Genomic DNA, 25,632 nt, shown 5'->3' with positions numbered 1-25,632 from the left:
TTGAGGGTTTTATATATGATTTTAGTAGTATGATTTTATATACTTTTAATATAGTTGCAAAAAAATATTATTGTATATTACGGTAATATTACAATGTAGGAAAAAGCTTGTATTAATGGATAATAATGTTATATAATAGATTAAGTTACAGTATTATCCATATTATATAAGATTTTCATGTAAAAACTCTATTACAGATTTGTTACATATGAAGATATTATATTGACTGGAAAATAATGTAGTGCTATAATTTACCATGTGCTTGAAAGGTGGATAACCTTTCCAATTTAGAAGCAAATTAAAAGGAGGAGAAATATTAATGAAAAACTTAAAAAAAGTTTTTGCGTTAGTCCTTTCATTAGCAATGATCGTATCAACATTTACTGTATCATTTGCTGCTGAAGATACTAAGACTGATGCAGATATTTGTGAAGCCTTAGAATTAATCAAAGGCGATGGTGACGGAGTAACAGAAGAGTATCTTGGTACAGAAAGCCCAAGATGGAAACTTGCTCTTATGTCATTAAGATTAAGAGGATTAGAAGACGAAGCTTTAGCATTTGAAGGAACTGAAACATTTGCTGATGCAGAAGAAATGACTTGGGTTGCTGGAAGAGCAGCATTAGCTTATTTAAAAGCTAATCCAGAATTAGGATGGTTAGGTCGTGGAGAAGAATTTGATCCTAATGGTATGATGACAGTTCAAGAATATTACAAAGTAATGCTTGGAACATTAGGTTATACTCAAGGCGAAGACTTCGAATGGGAAGATGTTATGACATTCGCTGAAGAGAAAAACTTAGTAGCTGCAGCAGATGCTGAGAAATTAACTATGGCTGATGTAGCAGCAGTAACAGTTGAAACTTTAAAAGCTGAAACTAAAGATGGTGCTAAACTTATCCAAGTTTTAGTTGAAGATGGAGCAATTACTGATGTAGAAGTTGCTAAAGAATTAGGTTATGAAGAGCCTGTAATAGCTAATTTAGTTATTAAGTCAGCTCAAGCAATGAATGCTTCTTATGTAAAGTTAACTTTAAAAGAAGATACAGAAGTAGTTCCTGGTGTAGAAGCTTTTTCTATCGTAGATGAAAAAGATAATGCATTAGATATTGAAGACGTAGTTTTATATGGTGCAAAAGATGTTAGAATTAAAACAGCAGTTCATACTAAGAACTTAAAATATACTATCACATATGGTGATAAGAGTTTTGATTATGTTGGTTTAGCTGCAGATACAACTGCTCCAAAAGTTACAGCTACAGCTGTTGCTAAAGGATACAAAACTGCAGATATTTCTTTTGATGATGTAATGGATAAAGCTACAGCAGAAGTTGCTGCTAACTATACAATCAAAGATAGAAATAATAACGTTTTAGCTGTAGAAAATGCAGAATTAACTGCTGATAGTACAGTAAGACTTACAACTGCAGAGCAAAAAGCAGGAGAATTATATACAATAACAGTTTCTAATGTATATAACTTAGAAGGTTTAGCAGTAGGAACTAGTGATAATGTAGCTAGATTTGGTGGAGTTTCTAAATTAGCAGCAGCTAAAGTAACTCAAACAGCTATTGCTAAGTCAAATACTAAAGTTCAAGTATTATTTGACCAAGAATTAGATAAAGACACTGCAGAAGATATTTCTAACTATACTATTAAAGATAGAAGCGGAAATGCTTTAGTAGTACTTGAAGCAAAAGTTGTTACTAAAGATGAAGATGCTACTAACTATAACAAATCTGTATATTTAACAACTGCAGAGCAAAAAGCAGGAGAATTATATACAATAACAGTTGCAAATGTTAATAATATTGATGGTGTAGTTGTTGATTCTTCTAATAAAGAAGCTAAGTTCGGTGGAATGGCTAAAGATACAACTGCTCCTAAAGTTGAACAAACTGCAGTTGCTAAATCAAATTCTACTGTAGAAGTTATCTTTAAAGAAGAAATGGATGCAACTACAGCAAATGATGTAGCTAACTACACAATTAAAGATAGAGATGGAAAAGCTTTTACAGTTCTTGCTGCAGAATTACAAAAAGGTAACAAAATTGTAAGATTAACTACAGAAGCTCAAAAAGCAGGAATGTTATATACAATCACAATAACTAATGTAAAAGATATTTCAGGAAATACAATTGATTCAAGTTATGATGAAGCTAAATTCGGAGGTCTAGCTCTTGATACAGCTGCACCTAAAGTAGTAAGTTCATATGCTAAGATCGAAGATGGCGTTACTTATGTATATGTTGATTTTGATAAGAATGTAGATGCTGAAACTGCTACAGTTTTCGCTAATTACAAATTTGATAATGATTTAGGATATGGTTTATCAGCGGAAGTACAAACTGATGGAAGTATCGTAAAAGTTAAAACAAATGACCAAGGTTTCAACACTATGTACAAAGTTACCGTAACAGGTGTTAAATCAGCAGATGGTGTTGTTATTGGTTCAGATAACACAGCTTCATTTGCAGGTGTTGGTGCAGATGTTAAACCAGAAGTAAGCTATGCTGTTGCTACTAATATTAGAACAGTAGAAATATATTTAAATACTACAGTTGCGGATTCAGCTATTCAACCTAGTGATTTTACAATTGCTAAGAATACAAATTCATCAAGTACTGTAGCTGTAAATAGCGTAGTTCAAGATAAAAAAGCTAAAAAGTTAACTCTTTATTTAGGAACTGACTTAGTAAGTGGAACTCTATATGATGTAGAGATTTCAACAGCTTCTAATAACTTTACAAATGAAAGAGGAACAGCTCAAACAGATGCTAAAAAAGCTAAAACTCAATTTGCTGGTGTGACTACTTCTGCAGCATTCAAAGTAGATTATATTATGCCAATAGATAATAAAACTATTGATATTTATTTCAATGGTGTTTTAGCAGACCAAGCTAATCAAATAGTTACAGCAGCTAATGTAAGAATTACTGGTGGAACAGGTAGTGAATCATTTAATGCTTCAGCAGGAACTGCACCTGCAGGAACTCCTAGCTTGAGAGTATTACCAAATAATAAATCTGTATTAAGATTAACATTAGATTCAGATACATTAGTTGCAGGAAGAGTTTACCAATTATGGTTTAAAGATAATGCTCCAAAGAATGCTGGTAATGTAGCTATGGCATTAGTTGATGCTTCAAATAATATAGTTAAATCACAATTTGCAGGTAGCTCTGTAGCTCAAGGTAAACCATCTATTGACTATATCATGCCAAAAGATGATATGACTTTAACTGTTAAATTCAAGACTCCAGTTACTAATTTTGTTGGAACAGAATCAAGTACTAAACTTTCAACAACAACAACAGGAGATAATTTCTCTACAGCAACAGCAGTTCAATTAATTGAAGAAGTTAGCTCAGCTGATGGAAGTGAATATACAGTTTACTTAAATAAAGCTATGAAACAAGGTGTTGTTTATACACTTACTATTGCAAATGCAACAGCAAATGTAAGCAATGCTCAAGGCGCTCAAGATAATGATATCACTGCTACAGTTGCTGGAACTAATGCATCTCATGCAAAACCAGCTATTGCTACAGCAAGTGTTTCTAATGATAGAAAAGTTGTTACAGTTACAATGAATCAAGATATTGCTTCATTAACTACTACAACTCCAGTAGCTGATTTATCAGCAACAGCTGAATTAACTACAGCTCAGTTAGCAGAATTATTTGATATAGTTGGAATATTTGAAGATGGTTCTACATCAGCTAATATTGTTCAATTAACTTCAGGCGACTCAGAAGTTGTTGATGTTAAAACTATTAAATTTGAATTAAGTAAAGCTCTTAAGACAGCTACAACATTCAAAGTAAGAAGTAAAGATAACAAGTTTGTAGACAAAACTACTACAGCTAGTAAAGTATCATCAGAAGTAAAAGATTCAGATTATATCCAAGTATCAGTACCTAACGTTGATACAGCAGTAGCAACTCCAGGAGCAGGTTTAACTGCTAACGTAGTTGGTGTAAAAGCAACAAAGACTTTTGATTCTAATGGAATTACTGTAACAGCTAAAAATACTGGTACAGCTGGAAATAATATTCAGGTTGTATTTGAAGCTAATACTACTGATGATCTTGAGGTGTCAGAAGCTAATAATATAGTAACTATTAAATTAGCAAAAGATACTTCAAGCAAGAATACTGGTACTCTTATTGCAGGATTATCATATACATTAGTAGATGTTGTTGCTGCTGGTACTGGTAATACAGAGCTAGGTATTGCTAGTGCTGCTAATCTTGAAAATGGTGTTGATGCAGTATTAGGATCTATAGTACTAACATTTAACGAGCAAATGAATACAGCAAATGATACACTTGCTGAATTAGGGTTAGTTATTAAGTCTAATACAGACGCAACTCGTACTTTAAGTGGTACAACAATTTCTTGGAACTCTACAGGTACAGTATTAACTATTGGTTTAGATACTATTGCTAGTAGTGTAGTATCTACTGATAAAATTACTACATTAAATGTAAATGATTTAAATGGTAATGCTTTAGTAGTTCCAGCAGGTGGTATTGTACTACCATAATGCTCACACTCAATATAGCATGATTAATAACAGCCAATAAGTAATCTTATTGGCTGTTTTTTATAATAAAATGAATTAGGAGGATTGTGTAATGTATAAGAAAATTATACTAGTAATGTGTATTATTATTTTAAGTTTAATGCCCCAATATTCTTTTGCAACTGAAATAAATACAGATATAATGTGGTTAAGATTAATTAGGTTACAGGATGAAGCATTTAATTTTATAGGTACTGAAAATCTTAAAGATGATAAAGATGGATATGTAAAACCAGAATCCGATGATTATCTAAGAGTAATGCCAACTGCTGAGGTAAAAGAATATGATACAGTTGATATTACATTCAACATAGCTATAGACAAGATTTCAGCTGAAGTAAAGGATAACTATATTATTAAAGATATTAAAGGAAATTGCTTAGATGTAAAAGAAGTACATTTAATAACTGATAAGCTTGTAAGACTTATTACAGGACCACAAATATCAGGAGAGCTATATACTGTAACAGTAAAGGAAGTCCAGAGTATTGAAGGACTAGTAATCCAAGAGGGAAATAATATCACAAAATTTGGTGGTTTAGGAAGTGGAACTATAGTAAATAGATACGATTGTATACCAGTATCAAATACTAAAGTCCAAATTATTTTTAATGATGTACTAGATAAAGAAACAGCAGAAAACAACCAAAATTATATTATATATGATAGATTAGGTAATAATCTACAAGTATATGATGCTAAGGTAGTAAGTGTTGATGAAGATCAAGAGTACTATGATAAGTCAGTATATTTAATAACTAGTCAACAAACTCCAGGTGAGTTGTACACTATTTCAGCTACAAATGTGATGAATATTAATGGTGAGGATATAAGCTCTAATAAATCAATTATGTTCGGAGGAATCGGGAAAAAACGTTAAATTAATTAATTTTTTTGTATTAATTATGTAATATTATTATTGTATAAATATGGTATAATATTTGGTAAAGTATAATAAGCATTATTAAAAGGGGGAATAGAGTTGAAGAAAATAATAACAGTACTTTGTATAATGGTTTTATGTATTACTATTAATATACCAAGCTATTCACTTACAACAGTACAATCTAAAGCTGATTTACTAAATGAAATTAAGGTTATTAAAGGAAATAATTCAGGTTATAATCTTTCTGGAACCCTAACTAGGGCAGAAGCTACAACATTTATAGTAAGAATAATAGGTAAAGAGAATTTAGTATTAGATAATAATAAATCATACGTTAACACAGGCTTTTTAGATGTAAAACCAAAGGATTGGTATGCACCTTATGTAGGATATTGTGTTAAACAAGGAATAATTGATGGATTTAATGATGGAACATTTCGTCCAATGGAAGCAATAAGTGAAAGAGCATTTCTTAAACTCACTGCAGAGGCACTAGGGTATAAAAAGGATATTGATTTCACATGGAATAATCTATTTAATTTTGCATATAAAAAAGGTATTGTAATAGACATTTCATATAAAACTAAAACAAATGACAATACCAATTATAAACGAGAAGAAGTTGTCAATGTATTATACAATATATTAGATAAGAAAATAAAAGATGAAGATAGATCAGTGATAAAAAGATTAGTAGATAATAAAATAATTAGTGCAAATATAGCAGAGAAATATGGGTTTGTAATGGATACAAATCCTTCTATAATAACAGAAATAAATGTAATTTCTTCTACACAAATAGAGGTTATATTTAATGAAGAAATAACAGAAATAAAAGAAGAAAATATAATTATTTCAAAAACAACTGATAACGCAACTAGATTAAATTCTAACATAAAACAATTGGATAAAGATAAATTGATTCTTGATACAGATAAGCAAGAAAATAAGATATCATATAATATTATGATTAAAGATATAATTGATAAAGAAGGAAACATTAAAACAGTAGATAAAGATTTTGAAGGGTACAATTTAGTCGAATTTGAATCAGAGTATTTTCATTTAAGTAAGATTGTACCAATAAGTAAAAATCAGATAGACATATATTTTACACAACCTATTAATGCTGTTGCTACAATAGAAAATTATTATGCAATTAAACAAAATGGTAAAGTAATTATAAATGGAAGTCCTGTTAATATGGAAATAGCATTAAATCCAAAGGATAAAAAAAGTATATCTATGAGACTTAAAAATCATGAATTTGATTTAACTAAAAAATATGAACTCGTTGCAAAATCATCACTTTCTGATAGGATAGGAGCTCCCATCAATAATAGAAATAATGAAACACTAGAATTTTTTCCACTATTTAAAGAGAATAAAAAATTAGAATTTGTTTCAGCTACAGCTATAGATAAACAGACTATTGAAATTGTATTCAATAAACCATTAGATCGTGTTAGTGCAGAAGATATTACGAATTATTCTGTTAAAAGTCCAGAGGGGCATCCACAACCTATAATTAAAGCCAAATTATTAGGTGAACATGGAGGTAATATTGTTAGAATAGGAGTTCCTTTGCCTATGCGTGGAAATACAAATTATCCCATAAATATTAAAAACGTAAAAGATAGTTTAGGACAATATTCAATTAATGATACAGATTCATATGTTTATGTTATGGATGTGGAGCATCAAGAACTAACTGCAGATTTAGTATATCCACTTAATAATAGAGAAATTAGTGTATATTTTAATCAGCCAGTGGATGCTACAACTGCAATATTACCTTCTAATTATTTGATTGCTGGTGTAAATGACTTAGGATTTAATCCTATTCAACCTGTAGCTGTATATTTTAATGAAAAAGAAAATAATAGTATGGTAAAATTAATGTTACCAGTAGGTATTAAATATCAAAATGGATTTAAATATAGATTAACCCTTAATCAAAACATTAAAAGTGCTACATTTATTCCTAATACCAGTAGTAAAGATATAGAATTTGAAGGTATAGGATTTGATGGGTCGAAGCCAATGATAAATAACGCTAAAATGGTAACTGAGGACACGATTATTGTAGAATATAATACAGAAATAGCTAATGTAGCGCCTACAACAGTAGCTAGTAATTATATTTTAAGGCATAAAGAAGGTAGCAACGAAATTTCTCAAACACCTTCATCTGTTACTGTTATTGATAATAAATATGTTGTTTTATATTTTTCTAAGCTAAATAAATCCACTGTTTATACTATTGAAGCAAATACAATACAAGATTTTAGTAATATTGGTTATTCAGTATCTGGTGAAAAGACACAAGTAATAAATTACTACGAATAGGGAGTTAAAATAATGAAAAAACTAAAGAGAGTTATTGTTAGTATTATATCAATGACATTAATATTAACAAATATTACAACAGTATATGGAAAAGAAATTGATAAAGAAGTAGAGATAGCTGGAGAGTTAGGCATTTTAAAAGGTAGTACAGGTAAAATAACAGAAGATTATTTACAGCAACCTACAACAAGATTACAAGCAGCTATTGTTTTTTTAAGATTAAAAGGATTAGAGGAACAAGCTAAACAATTTTCTGGTGAAAAAACATTCTCTGATGCAAAACAGGTACACTGGATAGGTGGAAGAAATATATTAGCTTATCTTAAAGAAAATGGAGAATTAGGATGGATTGGCAATAATAATCAATTTAATCCTAATAAAACCATTAGCGCAAAAGAATATTATAAAGTATTACTTGAAACATTAGGATACGAAATTGGAAAAGACTATATGTGGGATAATGTATTAAGTTTTGCCAAAGAAAAAGGGTTAAGTAAAATATCTAATGTTAAGGAGCTTACAAATAAGGATATTGCTGTAGCAACAGTAGAAGCACTTGAATTGAAAACAAAAGAAGGTGTAGTATTAATTAATCTATTAGTTGAAAGTAATATTATTGATCCCATAAAAGCTGATAGAACAGGTTTATATAAAATATCTCCTAAAGGAAATATGATATCAGCAACATCTATAGATGCTACAACTATTTTGGTAGAATTTGATGAAGCTATTGAACCTATTGATAAAGATTTTAAATTAAATGGGTTAGATTCAAAAGAATATGATATTAAATCAATAGAGGTATTAAAAAGCGAAAAGTCAATTTTAATAAAAACTGAAGAACTTACATTAGGTAGTATATATACAATATCTTATAGAGATAAAAGTTTGGACATAGTACCTATAATGAAGAAACAAGAAATTAAACCCCAAATAGAATCAGCAACTGCTATAACAGGAGAAGTAGTTAGATTGGTATTTAATTCAAGAAATATTAGGAAAGATTCTTTAGTTCCTTCTAATTTTGAAATTAATAATATTGTAGATAATGATGTTGTTGTTACTAATGTTAGATTTGATGAATTTGAAATGAAGAAAAATGCTAATTATAGTAAAACTATAGTGTTACTTGATGTAACAGGAATCGACTCAGGATTAGTTTATACAGTTAAACCTTCAAATATTACATCATATACAGGAGCTGTTAATGACAATACCAAACAATCAACTTTTGCTGGTATTAGTACAGATACTAAAGCACCAAAGCTTAAAAGTGCTATATCTAAAGATGGGTATGGAATTGATGTAGTGTTTGAGGAAGATATGTTTTTAGATGAGACTACAGCTCTTGACTTAAATAATTATAAGATAACCCCTGAACTCAATATATTAAGCGCTAAAATTGAGAAGAACGAGTTGAACGATGACAATATTGTTCGTTTAACAACTACGAATCAAAAAGATATTATCTATACCATAGAGGTTAATAATATTTCTGATGGGAAAAATATTATGGTAAAATCTGAGGATACTGTAGTTGCTGGAATAGTAAAACCAGATAATCAAGTTGCAAAGGCAGTAAATTCTTTAACATCTACAACTATAGAAGTAATTTATAATTGTGAAGCTAATAGTACTGCATTAGATATTAGCAATTATAGTATTAATAATGGTCTTATGGTTGTTGATGCTGAATTTAAAATTAATGAGTTAAATAAAAAAGTTGACTATAGCAGAGTAATTCTGACAACTACACCTATGAAGTCTACTTCAATTTATGAAATAACGATTGATAAAAATGTACAAGATATATTAAATCAAGGTTTAAAAGAAACAACACATCTAGTATTTGCTGGTATCAGTGGAGATCAAGTTTTTGATAAAAATATATTAGCTTTAGCAATAGATACATATACAGTAAAGATAATCTTTAACGAAGAAGTAAATAAAGAATTAGCCACTGATATTAGGAATTATAATATAAAAGAATTAGGGTACCCAGCGAAAGCGATTTTAAATGATGACAATAAGACAGTCACACTAATAATTCCTGAACAAAAGGCAAGGGTATACAAATTAATCATTAATAATATTACAGACATATCAGGAAATATGATTGAAGCAAATACAGAGGTTATTTTTGGGGGAATAGCTAAACAAGAATAAAATTATATTTGTACATAAGTAGGGGAATATATAATTTTTTTGAAGGGAAGGGGAAAACATAGGGTAACCTATGTTTTTCTTTAGTATCTATTGTTGCAATTTCTAACTAATGTTATAATATTGCTAAAAATAATTAATTGAAAGGATGGTTATAATGAAATTAGGTAAAAGAATATGTACAGGATTTATTATTTTTTGTTTAATAATAGTTAATGTTAATTTTAGTTATGCACAAATGAGTAATACCAGTTTAAATACTAAAGCAAATATTTTAACTGAATTAAATATTTTAAAAGGTAATGGTGAAAGTTTGGATCTTGATGGGGAGTTATCAAGAAGTCAAGCTGCAGCATTTATTGTAAGATTATTATGTGAAGAAAAAGAAGTTCTAGATAACAAAGACAAGTATAATGACACTAATTTTTCAGATGTATCTAAAGGGGAATGGTTTACTCCATATATTAGTTATTGTGTTAAAAATAATATTATAGATGGATACTCTGATAATACATTTAGACCAAATGATAAATTAGGTGAGAAAGCCTTTTTGAAATTAGTTTTAACAGCATTAGGATATAAATATAATGAAGATTTTACTTGGAGTAATGTTTTCGAATTTGCTTATGGGGTTAATCTTGTTAAAGACATAAGTTATACATCAGGTCATAAAGAAGATACTAATTATACAAGAGGCAAAGTAGTAGATATATTATATACTTCACTACAATTGAAAAATACTAAAACTAAAACAAGAATGATACAAAAGTTTGTAGATAATATGATTATTACTAAAGAAAAAGCTCTAACTTATAATTTATTAGATGATAAACTGGAAACAGATATTACCAGTGTTGAGGCTACTAGTGAGATAACTATAGAAGTCACTTTTAATGAACCTGTTCAGAATTTAACACCAGAAAATATTTTATTATACGAGACAGTTAATGTTAAGACGTTAACTATTAATAATATTACAAGAAAAGAATCAACAAATACATATGTTATTCAAACATCTGAACCACAGAATATGGATGTAGAATATACGTTACTTATTGATAAAGTAATTGATAATAATGGAAATTCTTCTAATTCTTTTAATAGGACATTATTGGGATTTAGAGCTGATGAGGTAAAATCAGATTATTTTAAAATAAGTAAAATTGAACCTGTTAGTAAAAATATCGTTTATGTGTATTTCACACAGCCTATAAACGATAATGCATTACAAACATCTTTTTACACTATTTTACAAAATGATTCAAAATTAGTAGAAGGTAATAATAGTAATATGTTAATTAATAAACTATCTACATGCGATAATGGTATATCAATATATTTAAAAAACTATGTATTTTCGACACAAGAGTATTTTAAACTATCCATTGATGGAAATATGTCGAGTAATTACGGTGTTTTATTAAATGATGGCGAGGGGGATTCTGTTAAATTTAAATCTTCTGTGGAAGATAATGCAACTTTTGAGGCAGAGGGATGTATATCAATAAATAGCCGTACAATAGAATTAAAATTTAATAAAGAAGTTAATCCAGTTCTAGCAAAACAAATATATAATTATAGTATCACAGATGAGAATAAACGACAGATAAGAGTAACAAATGCAAATGTTATAAATGATGGTAATAATTCTGGAAGAGTAGTTCAATTAACAATAGATGAAAATTTAATGGTAAACAAGCAATACAATGTTTTGGTTAATTATCTTACTGACATAACTAGACAGTTTTCAATTATTGAGAAACAATACTCTTTTATATGTACTAATTATGGTAATAAAGATATAGATATTGATGCAGTTATTTCTACAGATGATAATACTTTAATCTTATATATCAGTGATCCAGTAGATCAACAATCAGCACAAATTGTATCTAATTACCAAATACAGGGTATTACTAATAGATCGTTTGTGGCAATACCATCTGGTGCATATTATAATAATATGGAAGACTCAAGTTTAATTAAGATTTATTTACCAAAAGATAAAAAATTAATTAAATCTCATATATATAACTTTAGAATATTAACATCCTTAAAAGATTCGATGGGGAATTATCAATCATCAATAAAAAATTATAGATTTACTCATAATGTATCTAAGTCAATGGATACTTATATATCAGAAGCAAAAGTTATTGGAGAAAATACTATTAAGTTAAGTTTTAATAGAGAGATTGCTTTTAATATTAATAATGTATTAAACACTAATTACTCATTAACATATACCGAAAATGGATTAGAATATAATAAAATACCTATTACAGCGAATTATATTGATCCAACTACAATTATATTGAAGTTTGATGTAATTGATAAAGAAAAAGAATATAATATAAGATATAAAAAATTAATTGATTATGGTAATAATGAAACAATAAATCTTAATAATAAATATTCTACTAAAGTTATATATGGAGAATAATAATATATTTTTATAGATTTAATTACTAATTTACATTTAGTAATTAAGCATACATTAAAAAAAAGACGGATAGTATTTTACTATCCGTTTTTGCTATATATGTTAATAACTATTTGTAGTTATTTATAGTTTATTCCGTACCAGCGAAGGCACATGTTATTGTACCATCATTACATATATTACTTATTACTAATTTATAAAGATGACCAGCATCTAGTCCAGAAGTTATCTTTAATATAATAGAGTTATCAACTTTATTATATTTAGCATTAAGTATCTCGGAAGGATTATCAATAATATAATAATTAGATATATTTTCTGCTTTTGAAATATCTAAATCACCTTCAAAAAATACTTTTAATTCAGTATTGGATAAAGCAATAGTTGAATTAACTGATACTTCCGGTTTACTAGTTGTACCAGCAAAATAATATGTTACGTTTCCTTCTGAACATATATTCTTTATATCAATTTTATATAACATACCTACTTCTAAATCAGTTACAGTGGTAATTAAAACAGCATTATCGTAGGTAATATATTTTATATTTGTGATACCTATATGGTCATTATTGTAAATATCATAGTTTGATAGATTTGTAACTGTATATTTATTAATATTTCCATCAAAGAAAATCATTACCTTATTTGTTGATATAGCAGTTACAGATTTTATTGATATTTCAGGTTTAGGTGCTATACCTGCAAAAATTTTAGTAACTGTATTTGAGCATATATTATTTACTTGAAGTTTATATAGTATACCAGCAGCAAAATCAGTTGATGTCTTTAATATAATTGCATTACCTTCTGAATTATATTTAGCATTTAATATGTCTATAGATGTATTAGAATTAAAGGGGTGTATGTCATAGTTAGCTATATCTTCAACACTATTTATATCTATAATACCATCAAAAAATACTTTTACTTCTGTACTAGATAGTGCTATGACTGATTTTATTGTTAAGTCAGTTGCATTTTGTTCTTCAGCTAAAACTGATAAACTAAAGATTGTTGTTAATGATGCGATTAATAAAATGATACTAATAAATTTTTTCATGTCATAATATCCTTTCTTTGAATAATTTTGAAATCTTGTGCACAGAAATTTCATTGATAATATAACATATATATTGAAAATAATTTGTCGAAAGTTGTCATTATATCCGTTTTTAATATTTTAATTTTTGTGTAACACAAACTAATAGAAGAAAAAATGTTATATAATACCTTAAATTTAGATTTAGATACTATTAATATAAATATTATATATAGATTAGTAAGTTGTATTTAACACATATGTTATAAAATTTTAATGTTATAAAAAAACATATATTGACTATTAATTTATTGCATGTTATTATTAATATATAAATTTTAATAAAAGGCAAACTTACTGAAAAGTAAGGACGCAAAGCTAGAGTCTAAAGTAAAATACTATGACAGTTCGGCTGCTTTGAATTACATATATATTCAAAGCAGCTTTTATTTTGCCAAAAACTAACAAATATATAATTTTATAATTATTAGATTCGGAAAATAATAAAGCAATATTGCTTTATTTGTAATATATTTTAATATTAACAACATAATAATAAATATCATCATGTTGACAATATTATATTCAAAATAAGACTGATAATGATTTTCCTAAGGTTAACCACGTTCCAAAAAAAACGAGGCTGAAAATAGAGAGCCTACCTCTATAAGAAAGAAGGACAGAAAACTATTATAAGAGGTGATTAGTTGAAAAAGAAGTTGTTAAAGAAATCGTTAGTGTTTTTGTTTGCCTTCATGTACTTAACGAGCAATTTAGTATATGCTCAAACAGAACAACAAGATTTAACTGGTAATATTATAATATCAGAAAATGAAACAGAAAATCCAGAAGAACCAGTGGAGAACCCAGGAGAGCCAGTGGAGAACCCAGGAGAGCCAGTGGAGAACCCAGGAGAACCAGTGGAGAACCCAGGAGAGCCAGTGGAGAACCCAGGAGAACCAGTGGAGAACCCAGGAGAGCCAGTGGAGAACCCAGGAGAACCAGTGGAGAATCCAGGAGAGCCAGTGGAGAATCCAGGAGAGCCAGTGGATAACCCAGAAGAGCCAGTAGAGAATCCAGGAGAGCCAGTGGATAACCCAGAAGAGCCAGTAGAGAATCCAGGAGAGCCAGTGGAGAATCCTGAAGAACCAGCTGAAAACCCAGAAGACCCAGGAGAAAATCCAAGTGAGTCAGAGGATAAACTAAAAGAATCCGAGAACTTAGATGAAATAGAAAGTGCTAGTAGAGATATGGATATGTTATCCACTATAATGCTAAATGAAAATGAGTATATTATTAGTTGGATAATTAATAAATCTGCTACATTAGCAGTAAATCAAGTAAGTGGTGCTGATGTCAGAGTTGAAAAAGAACAAAATTATAGATATAAGTTAACAGCTACAGCTAATGACGAAAGTCATAGAATTGTAGGTTGGAAAATAATAGACACTAGTAATGGTTCTAAATCAAGTTTTGGTAAAAGTGAAATACGTATAGGAAGAAGACCAACATTAATTAATACAGATGTTGATTATAAAGTTAACAAGAATAGAAGATATGAAGCTACTCCAATAGTTGAAACCATATATTCACTTAATGTAAATTATGATAATTCACTAGGAGAAGTATATATTGATGGTACCAAAGTAGATAATGGATATAGTGCAATATATGAAGAGGGTACTGCTGTTAATCTAAAGGCATATTCTTATCAAGGATATGAGCCACAAGATCAATTTAAAAATATGGATATTACTATTAACCAAAAAGAGATTATAGATGTTGTGTTTGAATCTAAAGATCAGGTATATGATAAAGACTACTATCCAGCCGATGGAAGTTTTGCAGGAATAGTAGGTCATGGACATGATCCGAAGGATAATCCATTAGATGCAGAGTTGAATATATCACCAAATAAAGATATGTATGAAGTAGGTGACAACGTTAATCTAGAATTCAGATACAATGTGATTAGTGGTGATAATGGCGGCAATAGTTTAAATGAGGTTAAGGTATATAGACATAATACTAATAGTCCATTATTTGCCGAGAATAATTTTCCTTCTACTGTTCAAGATATAATAACTATACCAAGTACTAAAACTGAGTTAGATAATAATTATGTATTTGATGTTAGTAGCAGAACTTATTCAAAAAATCTAGAGTTTGATTTAGTAGATCAATATAATGATGATCCTCAAACAATATTAGACTCGAATACACAAACCATAAAAGTGAGTGTGGCTAATGTATGGTTAGATGCTCCTGTACTTAATACAACAGATGTAACCATGAAGTCAGGAAAAGTATATTGGGAGAAATTAGCTAATGCAAATGATTATGATATAAAAGTATATGATGAGAATGGAGTTCTATTAAATCATAGTTTGGCTATTGAATTTGATGATGTAACTAATAGATATTATGTAATTGACAATAGTTTAACTCCAGGTACTAAATATATCTATAAAGTAACTGCAAGTAATTCATTTATGACTAGTGAAGAAGCTGAAACTGAATTAGTAACTAAAGAAGCTACTATAAAAGTATATCTTGATAATAACTTAGTTAATAGTACAGATGGAAATTATGATTTTGCTAAGATTATAACTTCAATAGTAGATGATAGATTTAATCTATCAGCTTACTCATATCGAGGATATGAATTTGACAGAATAGAAGGGGCAGCAAAAAATCACTTTGAAACAGGAATAGCAGATAATGTAAGTAGTGAAATATATTTTAATTCTAAAGAGGATATTTATGGCTATAAATTCTATTCACTAGATGGTACTGCTTATGGTGAAGAAGGAGAATTAATGGATGATGTAAGAACTGGTACTATTGAACTTGATAATCCTAGTACAGATGAAATTGATTACTCACATAGCCATACTATTACAGCAAAACCAGGTGAAAGTATCAATATTAATACTAGAATGACATGTATTGATGGAGATAATGAAGAGGCTAAATTATATGATTTATGGGTTTATGTTAATGGAGAAAAGTCAGATGATATAGGGCATATTGATATACCTTCAGATCCAGGTTTATCTGGCGTTCATACACTAACAATTCCTACATGGGATAAACTTACTGATCTAAATAATTTAACTTACAAATTTGACTTAATCGATATGCATAAATATACTTGGGCAGCAGGCTTAACAGATAGTTCAAGTCTAGAAGTAGAAATTGATATACCAGAATATCATAAGATTACTGTTGTTAAAAATAATGCTGTTGTTGGTATTTCTGGACAGAAAAAAGTTCCACAGATTATAGAAGATAATTATGGTACAGATTTATATTTAGCAGATAATGTACCAATCACATTTACTTCCAGTCCAATCAGTAGTGATTATGATAATCTAGTATGGACAGTTAATGGATTAAATGAAGACAATTATAGTATTAATGGAAATGTATTAACGATTAATACCTTTAATGCCGATGTTACAGTATTAGCATCATATAGCTTGAAACAATTTACTACAACAGTTAATTACACAGAAGGTGGTAATGCAGGTGTTGTTTCAGGTGATAACTTATTAGCTCAATTGACTAGTGATATTCATAGTAATATTACAATGAAAGCTGTACCAGAAAAAGATGGAACAGATGATATGTATTTAGTTAAATGGTATAGAGTAGTTGGTGAAAATAAAGAGTTTGTTTCAAACAATAAAGAAATAACAGTTTCAGTTACTAGCAATGAAACATACCTAGCTGAATTTAATATTAAGCAATTTAATATTGAGCCAAATTCCAAGATTAATAGTCTGCTTGGAGAGCTTCAAGTTGCGGTAATTCCACAAGAGTTATTAACAGATGAAATTAATAACACAATATCTTATATGAAGAAAAATAAAAACAATAAGATTACTGAGGAGTTAGCTAATAGGTGGCAGGAGTATGTTAATAACTTGGAAAGTAATTCACAAATTACTTTTGAAAAATGTGTAGTAGGAAATGATGTTAAATATGATTATGGTACTATAGTAGCGGTAAAAGGTGTACCTCATAATACATTTGATGAGTTTAAGAAATGGAATGTATTAACTAATTATCCTAACCCTAGGTTAGTTTATATGAATCAAAATAGGAGACCTTTACCTTTATTCGAAGATATAGTATCTTATATATTAACTGTAGATGTAGAGAATAATGGACACCTTAATGAATCCGAGTTATCTATTGATTCAGCAGTTAGTGGTAGATATACTGGTGAATTTATAGAAGACTATGTGACAACATTTAAAATTGTTCCCGATAAAGGATACTATCCAGTTGCTTATTTAGTTAATTCTTTAGAGAATACAAGTTCATCTATGGTAGAGTATCCTATTAGTGAAATAGATGGAGACTATTATGTAAATGTAGAAATGAATAACAATAAGAGTATGATTATAGAGTTTCGAAAAAGAGAATATAATATAAAAGCTGTGATAATGCCCGGTAAAGAAGATTGGGGTAGCATAAAACAAAATAGTGAATCATTTAAATATGTATATGGTGATAGTGTTGTGATAAAGGCTGAACAATCTAAAGATTATATTTTTGATGGTTGGTATATATTTAGTAAAGAAAATGGATATACAAGATTGAGTAGTGAACTAACTTATTCGTGTAATATGGAGTTTACTGCAGAAAGAAATTTAAATATATTTGCATCATTTTTATATGCACCTCCATATATACCAGGTAATCCAGAACCACAAGAACCAAAAAAAGATCCAGAGCCAGTAAAACCACAACCTATAGAATCAGAAGAACCTTCACCAGAAACACAACCTATAGAACAGCCAGCAACAGATGAGCCATTTATAGAAATACCAGAAGAACCAATTCCAGAAGGTAATTTAACTGATACTGATACAGATACAGATAATGACAAAGAAGAATTTATTGAGGGTGAAGAAATAATAGAAATTCTTGATGGAGACGTTCCTCTAGGAACAGCTAATAAACTCCCAAAAACAGGTGGAATACCAGCTCAGTTATTCTATTTATTTGGAACTACATTCATAGGGGCAGGTATTAAGGTTAAGAAAAAGAAAAAATAATATAACAACATACATTAAAAAAGGACATTTCTCTTAACGAGATTTGTCCTTTTTAATTATTTGTTTAGATTTTAACTCTAACAGTATAATTAATAATTTTGTATATAGTATTGTCTGTTGTTAGTACTGCTATCTGTACTAACTATTGCAACATAGTAGAGTCCATCTTTCACTGCATCATATTGAATGATATGTGATGATTGTCCATCACAGCTTATATTACCTTCATATATGTAATTTTGTCTAATAGCATCATATAAGAAAATAAAGTAATTTCCACTATTAAAAGGATGGAAAGCTAGTTTTGTAGTACCGCTTTTGTCAGGTGTAAAACGGAAATAATCGTGATCTTCTGAATTAGTGAATTTACCCATAACTAATGCAGTAGGGTTTTTTAAAATATTTGCGCATTCTAAATCACCATTAAATTCAACTTCTTGACCACTTATCCATACTGATTCTTTGATTCTTTCTCCGTATACAGCTAACTGATAAGGTAAGTTACTTCCACTGTTAGAGCTGACTTTCATAATATATTCATGGTTATATTGAAATTTAAATTCTTTTTGGTAAACACCACTAGTAGTAGCATAATCCACTATCTTATTGTTATCTGTTTTATCTAATATGTATAGATTGTAAGTGGTATTATTGTTATCTATAAAGATATAAGTTATTTTTTTGGTTTCATCTGGAGTATATGAAAAATAGTCTATATCATTACTGCTACTAACAGTGCCTTCAATAGGAGTTCCTAAAGTGATTACATTAGCGGTATCCCAAGTGTTATTACTTTCCTTTTCCTGACCAGTAATTTGTTCTCCAGCAGCATATACATTAAAATTACAAGAAATTACTACTAATAGCATTGCCAAACACAAACTTATTTTATTTTTTAATTTTGTTTTCATCATTTGTTAGATTCGCTCCTTATTTTTTATTTTAGTTATTTTATAGAGTTATACTCAATAACCGTATATGAATATTATTTTTATATTAAGCTGCAGCATTAATAACTATTTAATATATTTATGTAACTTTCATATGATAAGTAAAATTTGAACGTTTTTATGTTGCGTTTCGATAAAATAATAATAATATTATTCTTTTTACAATCAATTATACTCTTTAATATAAATATTTCAATTATTTTTTGCATTTTTTTAATATTTATTTTATATTGTAGCTATTAAACCTATTTTCAAACAATTTTCGCCAAAATACTACAAATAAAAAAAGGGCATCACGCCCTAGATTTTCATCTATGTGACGAGATGACCCTTTTAATTAAATGTATCTAATTATTTAGCAACAAACTTAACTGTTTCAGAAGTATTTACATTTCCAATACCAGCTTCGTCAGTGATTGAACCAGCTGATACAGAAACTGTAATCATATCACCAGTTTCAGTTGCTCCATGAGTTAAGATGAATGATTTACCATCTTCACAAGCTTCAACTTTAGTAACTGTTAATCCGCTAAGAGTGAACTCACCTGAAACATCTCCAACAGTTACACCAGCTACTATTTCACTAAATGTAACTTTTGTTTGAGTCTTAGAAAGTGCAACTGCACTAGCTAATTCTGGATCTTTGTTTTCAGTAGTTACTGTAGCAAATTTAGCACTATTGTCTGAAGAACTCATTACAGTACCATTTTTGTTTACAATTTTGCTATCTTCTAATTCTATATCATATACTTTGCTACTATCAAATGGAGTACCTGAGAAGAATACACGTAATTTGTTTCCTTCAGTTCCTTCTTCTCTAACTAGAGCGTCAGTTGCAGATACTACTTCATTATTGTACTTAATGATTATATCATCTGCATTAGATGATGATAAAGTAGATTCGATAACTTGGTCAAAGATTATGTCTATTGTATTTTCATCAACAGCGATTACACCAGAAATCTTAGGACTAGTTACATCACTATTAATTCCACCAAATACTGCTTCGTTTCTGTTATCAGTTGTATCTAGTGCATCAATATTAAGAGCATCTTTAATCTTATCAGCAGCAACAGTTACAGTATATAATTTGCCTGATTCAAAAGTATCACCAGTGTAGTATACTGTTACAGATTTTTTATCTGAGCTAACTACTACGTTATTTACTGTTCCAGTAAATTCTACATCACTATCAGATGGTTCGATACTGAAGTCACTGTTATCTAAGTCACCAGTTATAGTAAGTGCTTCACTGAAAGTAATTCTTAATGTTTGGTTATTGAATAATACAGCAGATGTTACTCTTGGAGCATCATTATCTACTGTAGTACCAGCAAATAATGCTGAGTCATTAGTACCAGTAATGATTGTATTACCAGTTGAATCATTAATATCAGCAGCAGTTACTTTGTAGATGACACCGGCTGACATAGTAGCTGTTGCAAATTGAAGAGTTACTGTTTTATTATCATCCGCTATAGATGCTTGTGTTGGATGAGCTGCGTCAGCTATTGTGTTGCTTGAACTTTCAGTACCTGATTCTACAGTGAAAGTAAAGTCACCAGGTTCAACTGTATCTTTATCAATTTCTTCGTTGAATTTAACAACAACAGTATTGTTATTAGTTGCTACAGCAGAGCTTAATTTTGGAGCAGTTCCGTCAGCAGAACCGATTCCTGCAAATTCAGCAGTATCATGGTCTTCGTCAACAACGTTTCCACTAAGATCATTTACGCCTGTAACATCAACAGTATATATTTTTGATGATTGAGCACCTGTTGTTAATACCCATACAGTACCATCAGTTACTACAGTATCTTTAACAACTTTTGTTGGGTAACCAAGTTCTGAACCAAAGTAGTAGTTGTATGGTAATTTTGCAGTAATTTCATCCATTGGCTCGTTGAATGTTACTTTAACAGTTTTGTTATCGATTGATACAGCACCTGATACTCTAGGAGCAGTAGTATCTTTTGCTAATCCAGCAAATAAGTACTCATCATGGTCTGAATCTATTTCATTATTTGATAAGTCTGTTACGTTATTTACTTTAACTTTGTATAACTTTCCAGCTTCATGCTCAGATGTTGTAATAACAACTTCATTCTCAGCAGTTTGTCTTTCTGCCTTAGTTATTACTAAACCTTCTACTTCATAGTTAGCTATATTTTCAGCAGTAACTTTTTCAACATCTTCGTTAAAAGTTAATTTAACAGAAGTGTTAGTTAAACTTACAGCAGAAGTTAATCTTGGGCTAGTTGTGTCTGGTGCAAGACCAGCGAATAAGAACTCATCATTATCAGAGTTAATCACATTACCAGAAACATCTTTAACGTTAGAAACAACAACTTTGTGGATAGTTCCAGAAGTTTGAGCTGTAGTTGTTAATATAACTTCGTTTTTAGCAGTTTGTCTCTCAGCTTTTAAGATGTTTATTCCTTCTATTTCATAGTTAGCTATGTTTTCAACAGATACTTCGTCCATATCTTCGTTAAAAGTTAATTTAACACTTGTATTAGATAAAGCAACAGCTGATTGTAATTCTGGTTTTGTTTCGTCAGGAGCTAAACCACCGAATTGGAAGCTATCATTGTCACTATCAACAACATTTCCTGATAAATCAGTTACGTTAGAAACTTCAACTTTGTAGATAGTTCCTTGAGTTTGTGAAGATGTAGTTAAAATCACAACTGTTTTGATTGGATTTTCATCTGCATCAACGTCATAAGCAGCTTTTAATACATTTAAGTCATTAATTTCGTAGTTAGATGTAATAAGAGCGTTAACATCTACTTCTTCATTAAAGTTTAATTTTACAGTAGTGTTTGTTAAAGCAACAGCTGATTGTAATTCTGGTTTTTCAGTATCAGCAGCTTTAGCAACGAATTTGTAAGATACACCATTATAAGTAAGAGTGTATAAAGCGTTCTCTTTTAATGGAGCAGTTGTAAGTCTTACCATTGTGTTATTAGCTCTTAATGAAGTACTAAGAACTTCAAAAGTTTCATTGTCTTCGTCAACTAGTGTAAATACATCAGTTGATGGAGCTATTGATATATCTTTGTTAAGAGATACATCTTGAGTAGTTGAATTCAATGATGAAACTGAGTTAATATCTAATGAAGTAGTAACAATAGGGTAACCAAGTTTTTCACCTAGTGTAACATTGTCACCTTTAGATACTAATGTTAATGAATCATAAGTAAGTGCTGCAAGGTTAAGAACGATGAATTCATCAGTTAAATTAATATCACTTGCAGAGTCTACCAAACCAATTTCTTCAGCTTTTGCAGCTACTGTTTCCCAAGTATAATCTTCAGGCTCAGTGTAGCTTAAAGCTTTTAATAAGATTTTTGCGTATTCTTGTGAGTTAACTTCTCTGTAAGGTCTGAAAGTTCCATCTGGATAACCAACAATACCTAACTCTGGAGTAGCTTTCACATATGCCATCAATCTTTGTTGATAACCATTTTGACCTTCTGCATCAGCAAAAGTGTCTTTTCCTTCGTAATCGAATGCTAACATTTCATCTTCAAGACCTAAAAGTCTAAGTAACATTACGATTGAACGATATCTAGTCATAGTTTTAGTACCGTCTATACCATGACCCTCACCTTTAATTACGTTTAGTTCTTCGAGTTTGTCCAGTTTCGCTTGATCAGAGATTGACGTAGCAGCAAAACTAGGAACAGTTGAAAATAATACGAATGCAGCAAGTGCAAACGCTATGACTTTTCTCATTGCTTTTTTCATTACTTCTTTTCCTCCTTATTAAATGAATTCTTAGTTTTATTGAATTTTTACTCTATAGTACCGATAGAGTTGTTCAGATTTTTTATCTTTGGTTTTATAAGTTGTTAGAGAGTAAAAAATGACAGTGCCATGTCATTAGATATGTACAACTTATATATGTGATTGCAAAAAAAATATACTTGCAATCTAAGTGTGGTTATTATGTAGACTGATTATGTTAACCATTACAATAATCATTGTATAAGACAAATTTTAAAATATCAACTCGCAAAATCTTCCAAAAAATATAAGAGGTGGTTAATATGGTTATAAATGAAATGTATTAAAACCATGTATTTATGGGAAAAATATAGGTTATGAGTGATAAAAAATGGAAAGGATTTGGTGATAATATTACAAAAATGTAATATAAGTTTTAATAATTAGAGCGATTTAGTTATACCAATATATGAGATATTTACCTAATTTTTATAAAAAGCTTTACATTTACCAATTTATTTGGTAAAATTAAATTACAAATATTACAGAAGTATTACAGGATGATTTAAAAAGTATTACTCGGAGGAAGTATTTATGAATGGAGCGTCAAAATATAAAGAAAATATTTTATTTAAATATAAAAAAGAAATAATATTGATATTTTGTTCCCTATTTATATTCTTTACAATAGGAAACGTATTTATTTCTAGTAAAATTGAAACTAAGGCAACAGCAACAGCTAATTCTTATAATGTTGTATATGATGGTAACAGTATGGGGATTGTATATGACAAATCTGTTGCAGATAGAGTTTATTCTATAGCCAAAGCCGAGATGAAAGATGCAAACGGCGAACATATGAAAGTTAATAAAGAACTCAAGTATTATCTTGAGTATGCTGACGATAAACAAATTACTGATGAAGATACATTACTTAATAATCTAAGAACTGCACTGGCAAATGATAAAGAATCATTCCAGATAAAAGGATATATTCTTAAGATAGGTGATGATTTTCAGGTAGCATTAAAAGATGAAGATGATGTTAAGGAAGTATTGAAAAGAGCACAGAGCATGTATATCAATGAAGCAGATAATTATGATATCGATTTAGTGCGTGTTCCTTATACAACTTCAGTTAGAATGCCTGTAATTACTAAGAACAATAATTATAATGAAATAGGAACAGCTGAAAGAATATTCAAGACAACTACTAATATAAGTGAAGAAAATGAATCTGATAAGAAGGATGCAGAAATTCCTATAGAAACTGTTGGTGTTTCTTTTGCAGAAGAGGTTCAGATAGTAAAAGGTTTTGTTGATAGAGCAGATATAGCTAATGTTGCTGATGCCACTGAACTTATTACAAAAGAGAACGAAGAAGAAAAAGTATATGCAGTTGCTAAAGGCGATACTTTATCAGAAATTGCTCAGAAAAATGATATGAAACTCTCTGAATTAATGAAACTTAATCCAGGGCTAGAGAAACAAAAATATATTAATATCGGACAGGAAATTACAGTAACTGTTCCAGAACCAGAATTATCAGTTGCTTGTGATGAAAAAATAATTTATACAAAGCCTATTCAATATACAGTTGAAAAGGTAGAGAATAAAAACAAATACAATGGTACAACTACAGTACTTGAGTATGGTGTTGAAGGTGAAATGCAAGTAACGGCTGTAGTAACAAAAGTTAATGGTTATGAGCAGTCAAGAACTGTAATAGATGAAAAAGTTATAAAAGAACCAAAAGCAAAAGTAATAGAAGTTGGTATAAAACCATTCCCATCAAAAGGTTCAACAGGTAATTTCATATATCCTGTTGTAGGAAGTATAATTACATCACCATTCGGATACAGACGTGGAGGTTTCCATCATGGTCTTGACCTAGGAGGTTTACCAGTAGGAACATCTATTAGAGCATCAGATGGTGGAACAGTAACTTTTGCAGGATGGAAAAGTTCAACTTATGGTTATACAGTAGATATCGACCATGGAAATGGCGTTATGACAAGATATGCTCATTGTAGCAAAGTAGTCGTGAAAAAAGGTCAAAAAGTATCTCAATATCAAGAGATAGCCAAACTAGGAAGTACCGGCAACAGCACCGGACCTCATGTACACTTTGAAATCAGATTCAACAATGTAGCAGCAAATCCAAAGAAATATCTTGATTAATAAATGATTATAATGTCTTAAATATGAAAACTCACCTTAGGGGTGAGTTTTTTGATGCAGAAATAGATGCGTTTACTTTATATGTAGCCGATAATTATTTAACTAAGAAGAAAAAGTGTTTTGTAAGAATATTGATGACCACTTCAAGCAAAATAGTATATGTATATGTGGAGTAGTGAGGCAGGACGCCGAACCCAGCATTTAATCTGACAGCCCTACTGGACTGTCA

10 protein-coding genes and 1 riboswitch are annotated in these 25,632 nt (G+C 29.6%); of the genes, 7 read left to right on the top strand and 3 right to left on the bottom strand.

Annotation, left to right across the window (positions count from 1 at the left end):
- The first annotated feature begins 319 nt into the window (after positions 1 to 319).
- The 5 genes from HYG85_RS09640 (at position 320) to HYG85_RS09620 (ending at position 12,429) form a co-directional block, all read left to right on the top strand.
- The gene (locus tag HYG85_RS09640; protein WP_212693283.1) at positions 320 to 4,549 is read left to right on the top strand and encodes an Ig-like domain-containing protein; all 4,230 of its coding nucleotides are present in this window, start codon (positions 320 to 322) and stop codon (positions 4,547 to 4,549) included.
- Between the two features lie 91 nt (positions 4,550 to 4,640).
- A complete protein-coding gene (locus tag HYG85_RS09635) occupies positions 4,641 to 5,468 on the top strand; it encodes a hypothetical protein (RefSeq protein WP_212693282.1) in 828 nt (275 codons plus the stop codon).
- Positions 5,469 to 5,570: 102 nt separating this feature from the next.
- Positions 5,571 to 7,823, top strand: coding sequence for an S-layer homology domain-containing protein (locus tag HYG85_RS09630; protein ID WP_212693281.1), 2,253 nt, complete (start codon positions 5,571 to 5,573; stop codon positions 7,821 to 7,823).
- Between the two features lie 12 nt (positions 7,824 to 7,835).
- Positions 7,836 to 9,989, top strand: a complete 2,154-nt coding sequence (locus HYG85_RS09625; protein WP_212693280.1) for a hypothetical protein — start codon at positions 7,836 to 7,838, stop codon at positions 9,987 to 9,989.
- 154 nt (positions 9,990 to 10,143) lie between these two features.
- Positions 10,144 to 12,429 (top strand): S-layer homology domain-containing protein, encoded by a 2,286-nt coding sequence (locus HYG85_RS09620; protein ID WP_212693279.1) that lies wholly within the window; start codon positions 10,144 to 10,146, stop codon positions 12,427 to 12,429.
- Positions 12,430 to 12,559: 130 nt separating this feature from the next.
- Here HYG85_RS09620 and HYG85_RS09615 read toward each other — a convergent pair whose 3' ends face one another.
- Positions 12,560 to 13,492 (bottom strand): hypothetical protein, encoded by a 933-nt coding sequence (locus tag HYG85_RS09615; RefSeq protein WP_212693278.1) that lies wholly within the window; start codon positions 13,490 to 13,492, stop codon positions 12,560 to 12,562.
- 316 nt (positions 13,493 to 13,808) lie between these two features.
- Positions 13,809 to 13,891, top strand: a riboswitch (cyclic di-GMP riboswitch).
- 287 nt (positions 13,892 to 14,178) lie between these two features.
- Between HYG85_RS09615 and HYG85_RS09610 the strand changes: the two genes are divergently transcribed.
- Positions 14,179 to 18,540: an LPXTG cell wall anchor domain-containing protein gene (locus HYG85_RS09610; RefSeq protein WP_212693277.1), complete on the top strand. Its 4,362-nt coding sequence runs from the start codon at positions 14,179 to 14,181 to the stop codon at positions 18,538 to 18,540.
- Between the two features lie 89 nt (positions 18,541 to 18,629).
- On the opposite strand, the gene HYG85_RS09605 is transcribed toward HYG85_RS09610, so the two are convergent.
- Positions 18,630 to 19,454, bottom strand: coding sequence for a hypothetical protein (locus tag HYG85_RS09605; protein ID WP_212693276.1), 825 nt, complete (start codon positions 19,452 to 19,454; stop codon positions 18,630 to 18,632).
- Between the two features lie 387 nt (positions 19,455 to 19,841).
- A complete protein-coding gene (locus HYG85_RS09600; RefSeq protein WP_212693275.1) occupies positions 19,842 to 23,243 on the bottom strand; it encodes a hypothetical protein in 3,402 nt (1,133 codons plus the stop codon).
- Positions 23,244 to 23,816: 573 nt separating this feature from the next.
- On the opposite strand from HYG85_RS09600, the gene HYG85_RS09595 reads away from it, so the two are divergent.
- On the top strand, positions 23,817 to 25,403 hold the full coding sequence (locus HYG85_RS09595) for a peptidoglycan DD-metalloendopeptidase family protein (protein WP_212693274.1): 1,587 nt from the start codon (positions 23,817 to 23,819) through the stop codon (positions 25,401 to 25,403).
- The last annotated feature ends 229 nt before the right edge of the window (positions 25,404 to 25,632 follow it).

The sequence above is a fragment of the Vallitalea guaymasensis genome, from assembly GCF_018141425.1.
Classification (GTDB): domain Bacteria; phylum Bacillota; class Clostridia; order Lachnospirales; family Vallitaleaceae; genus Vallitalea; species Vallitalea guaymasensis.
The sequence above is the reverse complement of the archived record's forward strand: the minus strand, read 5'-3'. Positions and strand labels throughout refer to the sequence as shown.

What these genes read in the sequence shown, in the direction of transcription:
- HYG85_RS09640 (WP_212693283.1), top strand. Translation starts at nt 320, where the DNA reads ATGAAAAACTTAAAAAAAGTTTTTGCGTTAGTCCTTTCATTAGCAATG.
- HYG85_RS09635 (WP_212693282.1), top strand. Translation starts at nt 4,641, where the DNA reads ATGTATAAGAAAATTATACTAGTAATGTGTATTATTATTTTAAGTTTA.
- HYG85_RS09625 (WP_212693280.1), top strand. Translation starts at nt 7,836, where the DNA reads ATGAAAAAACTAAAGAGAGTTATTGTTAGTATTATATCAATGACATTA.
- HYG85_RS09620 (WP_212693279.1), top strand. Translation starts at nt 10,144, where the DNA reads ATGAAATTAGGTAAAAGAATATGTACAGGATTTATTATTTTTTGTTTA.
- HYG85_RS09615 (WP_212693278.1), bottom strand. Translation starts at nt 13,492, where the DNA reads ATGAAAAAATTTATTAGTATCATTTTATTAATCGCATCATTAACAACA.
- HYG85_RS09605 (WP_212693276.1), bottom strand. Translation starts at nt 19,454, where the DNA reads ATGATGAAAACAAAATTAAAAAATAAAATAAGTTTGTGTTTGGCAATG.
- HYG85_RS09600 (WP_212693275.1), bottom strand. Translation starts at nt 23,243, where the DNA reads ATGAAAAAAGCAATGAGAAAAGTCATAGCGTTTGCACTTGCTGCATTC.
- HYG85_RS09595 (WP_212693274.1), top strand. Translation starts at nt 23,817, where the DNA reads ATGAATGGAGCGTCAAAATATAAAGAAAATATTTTATTTAAATATAAA.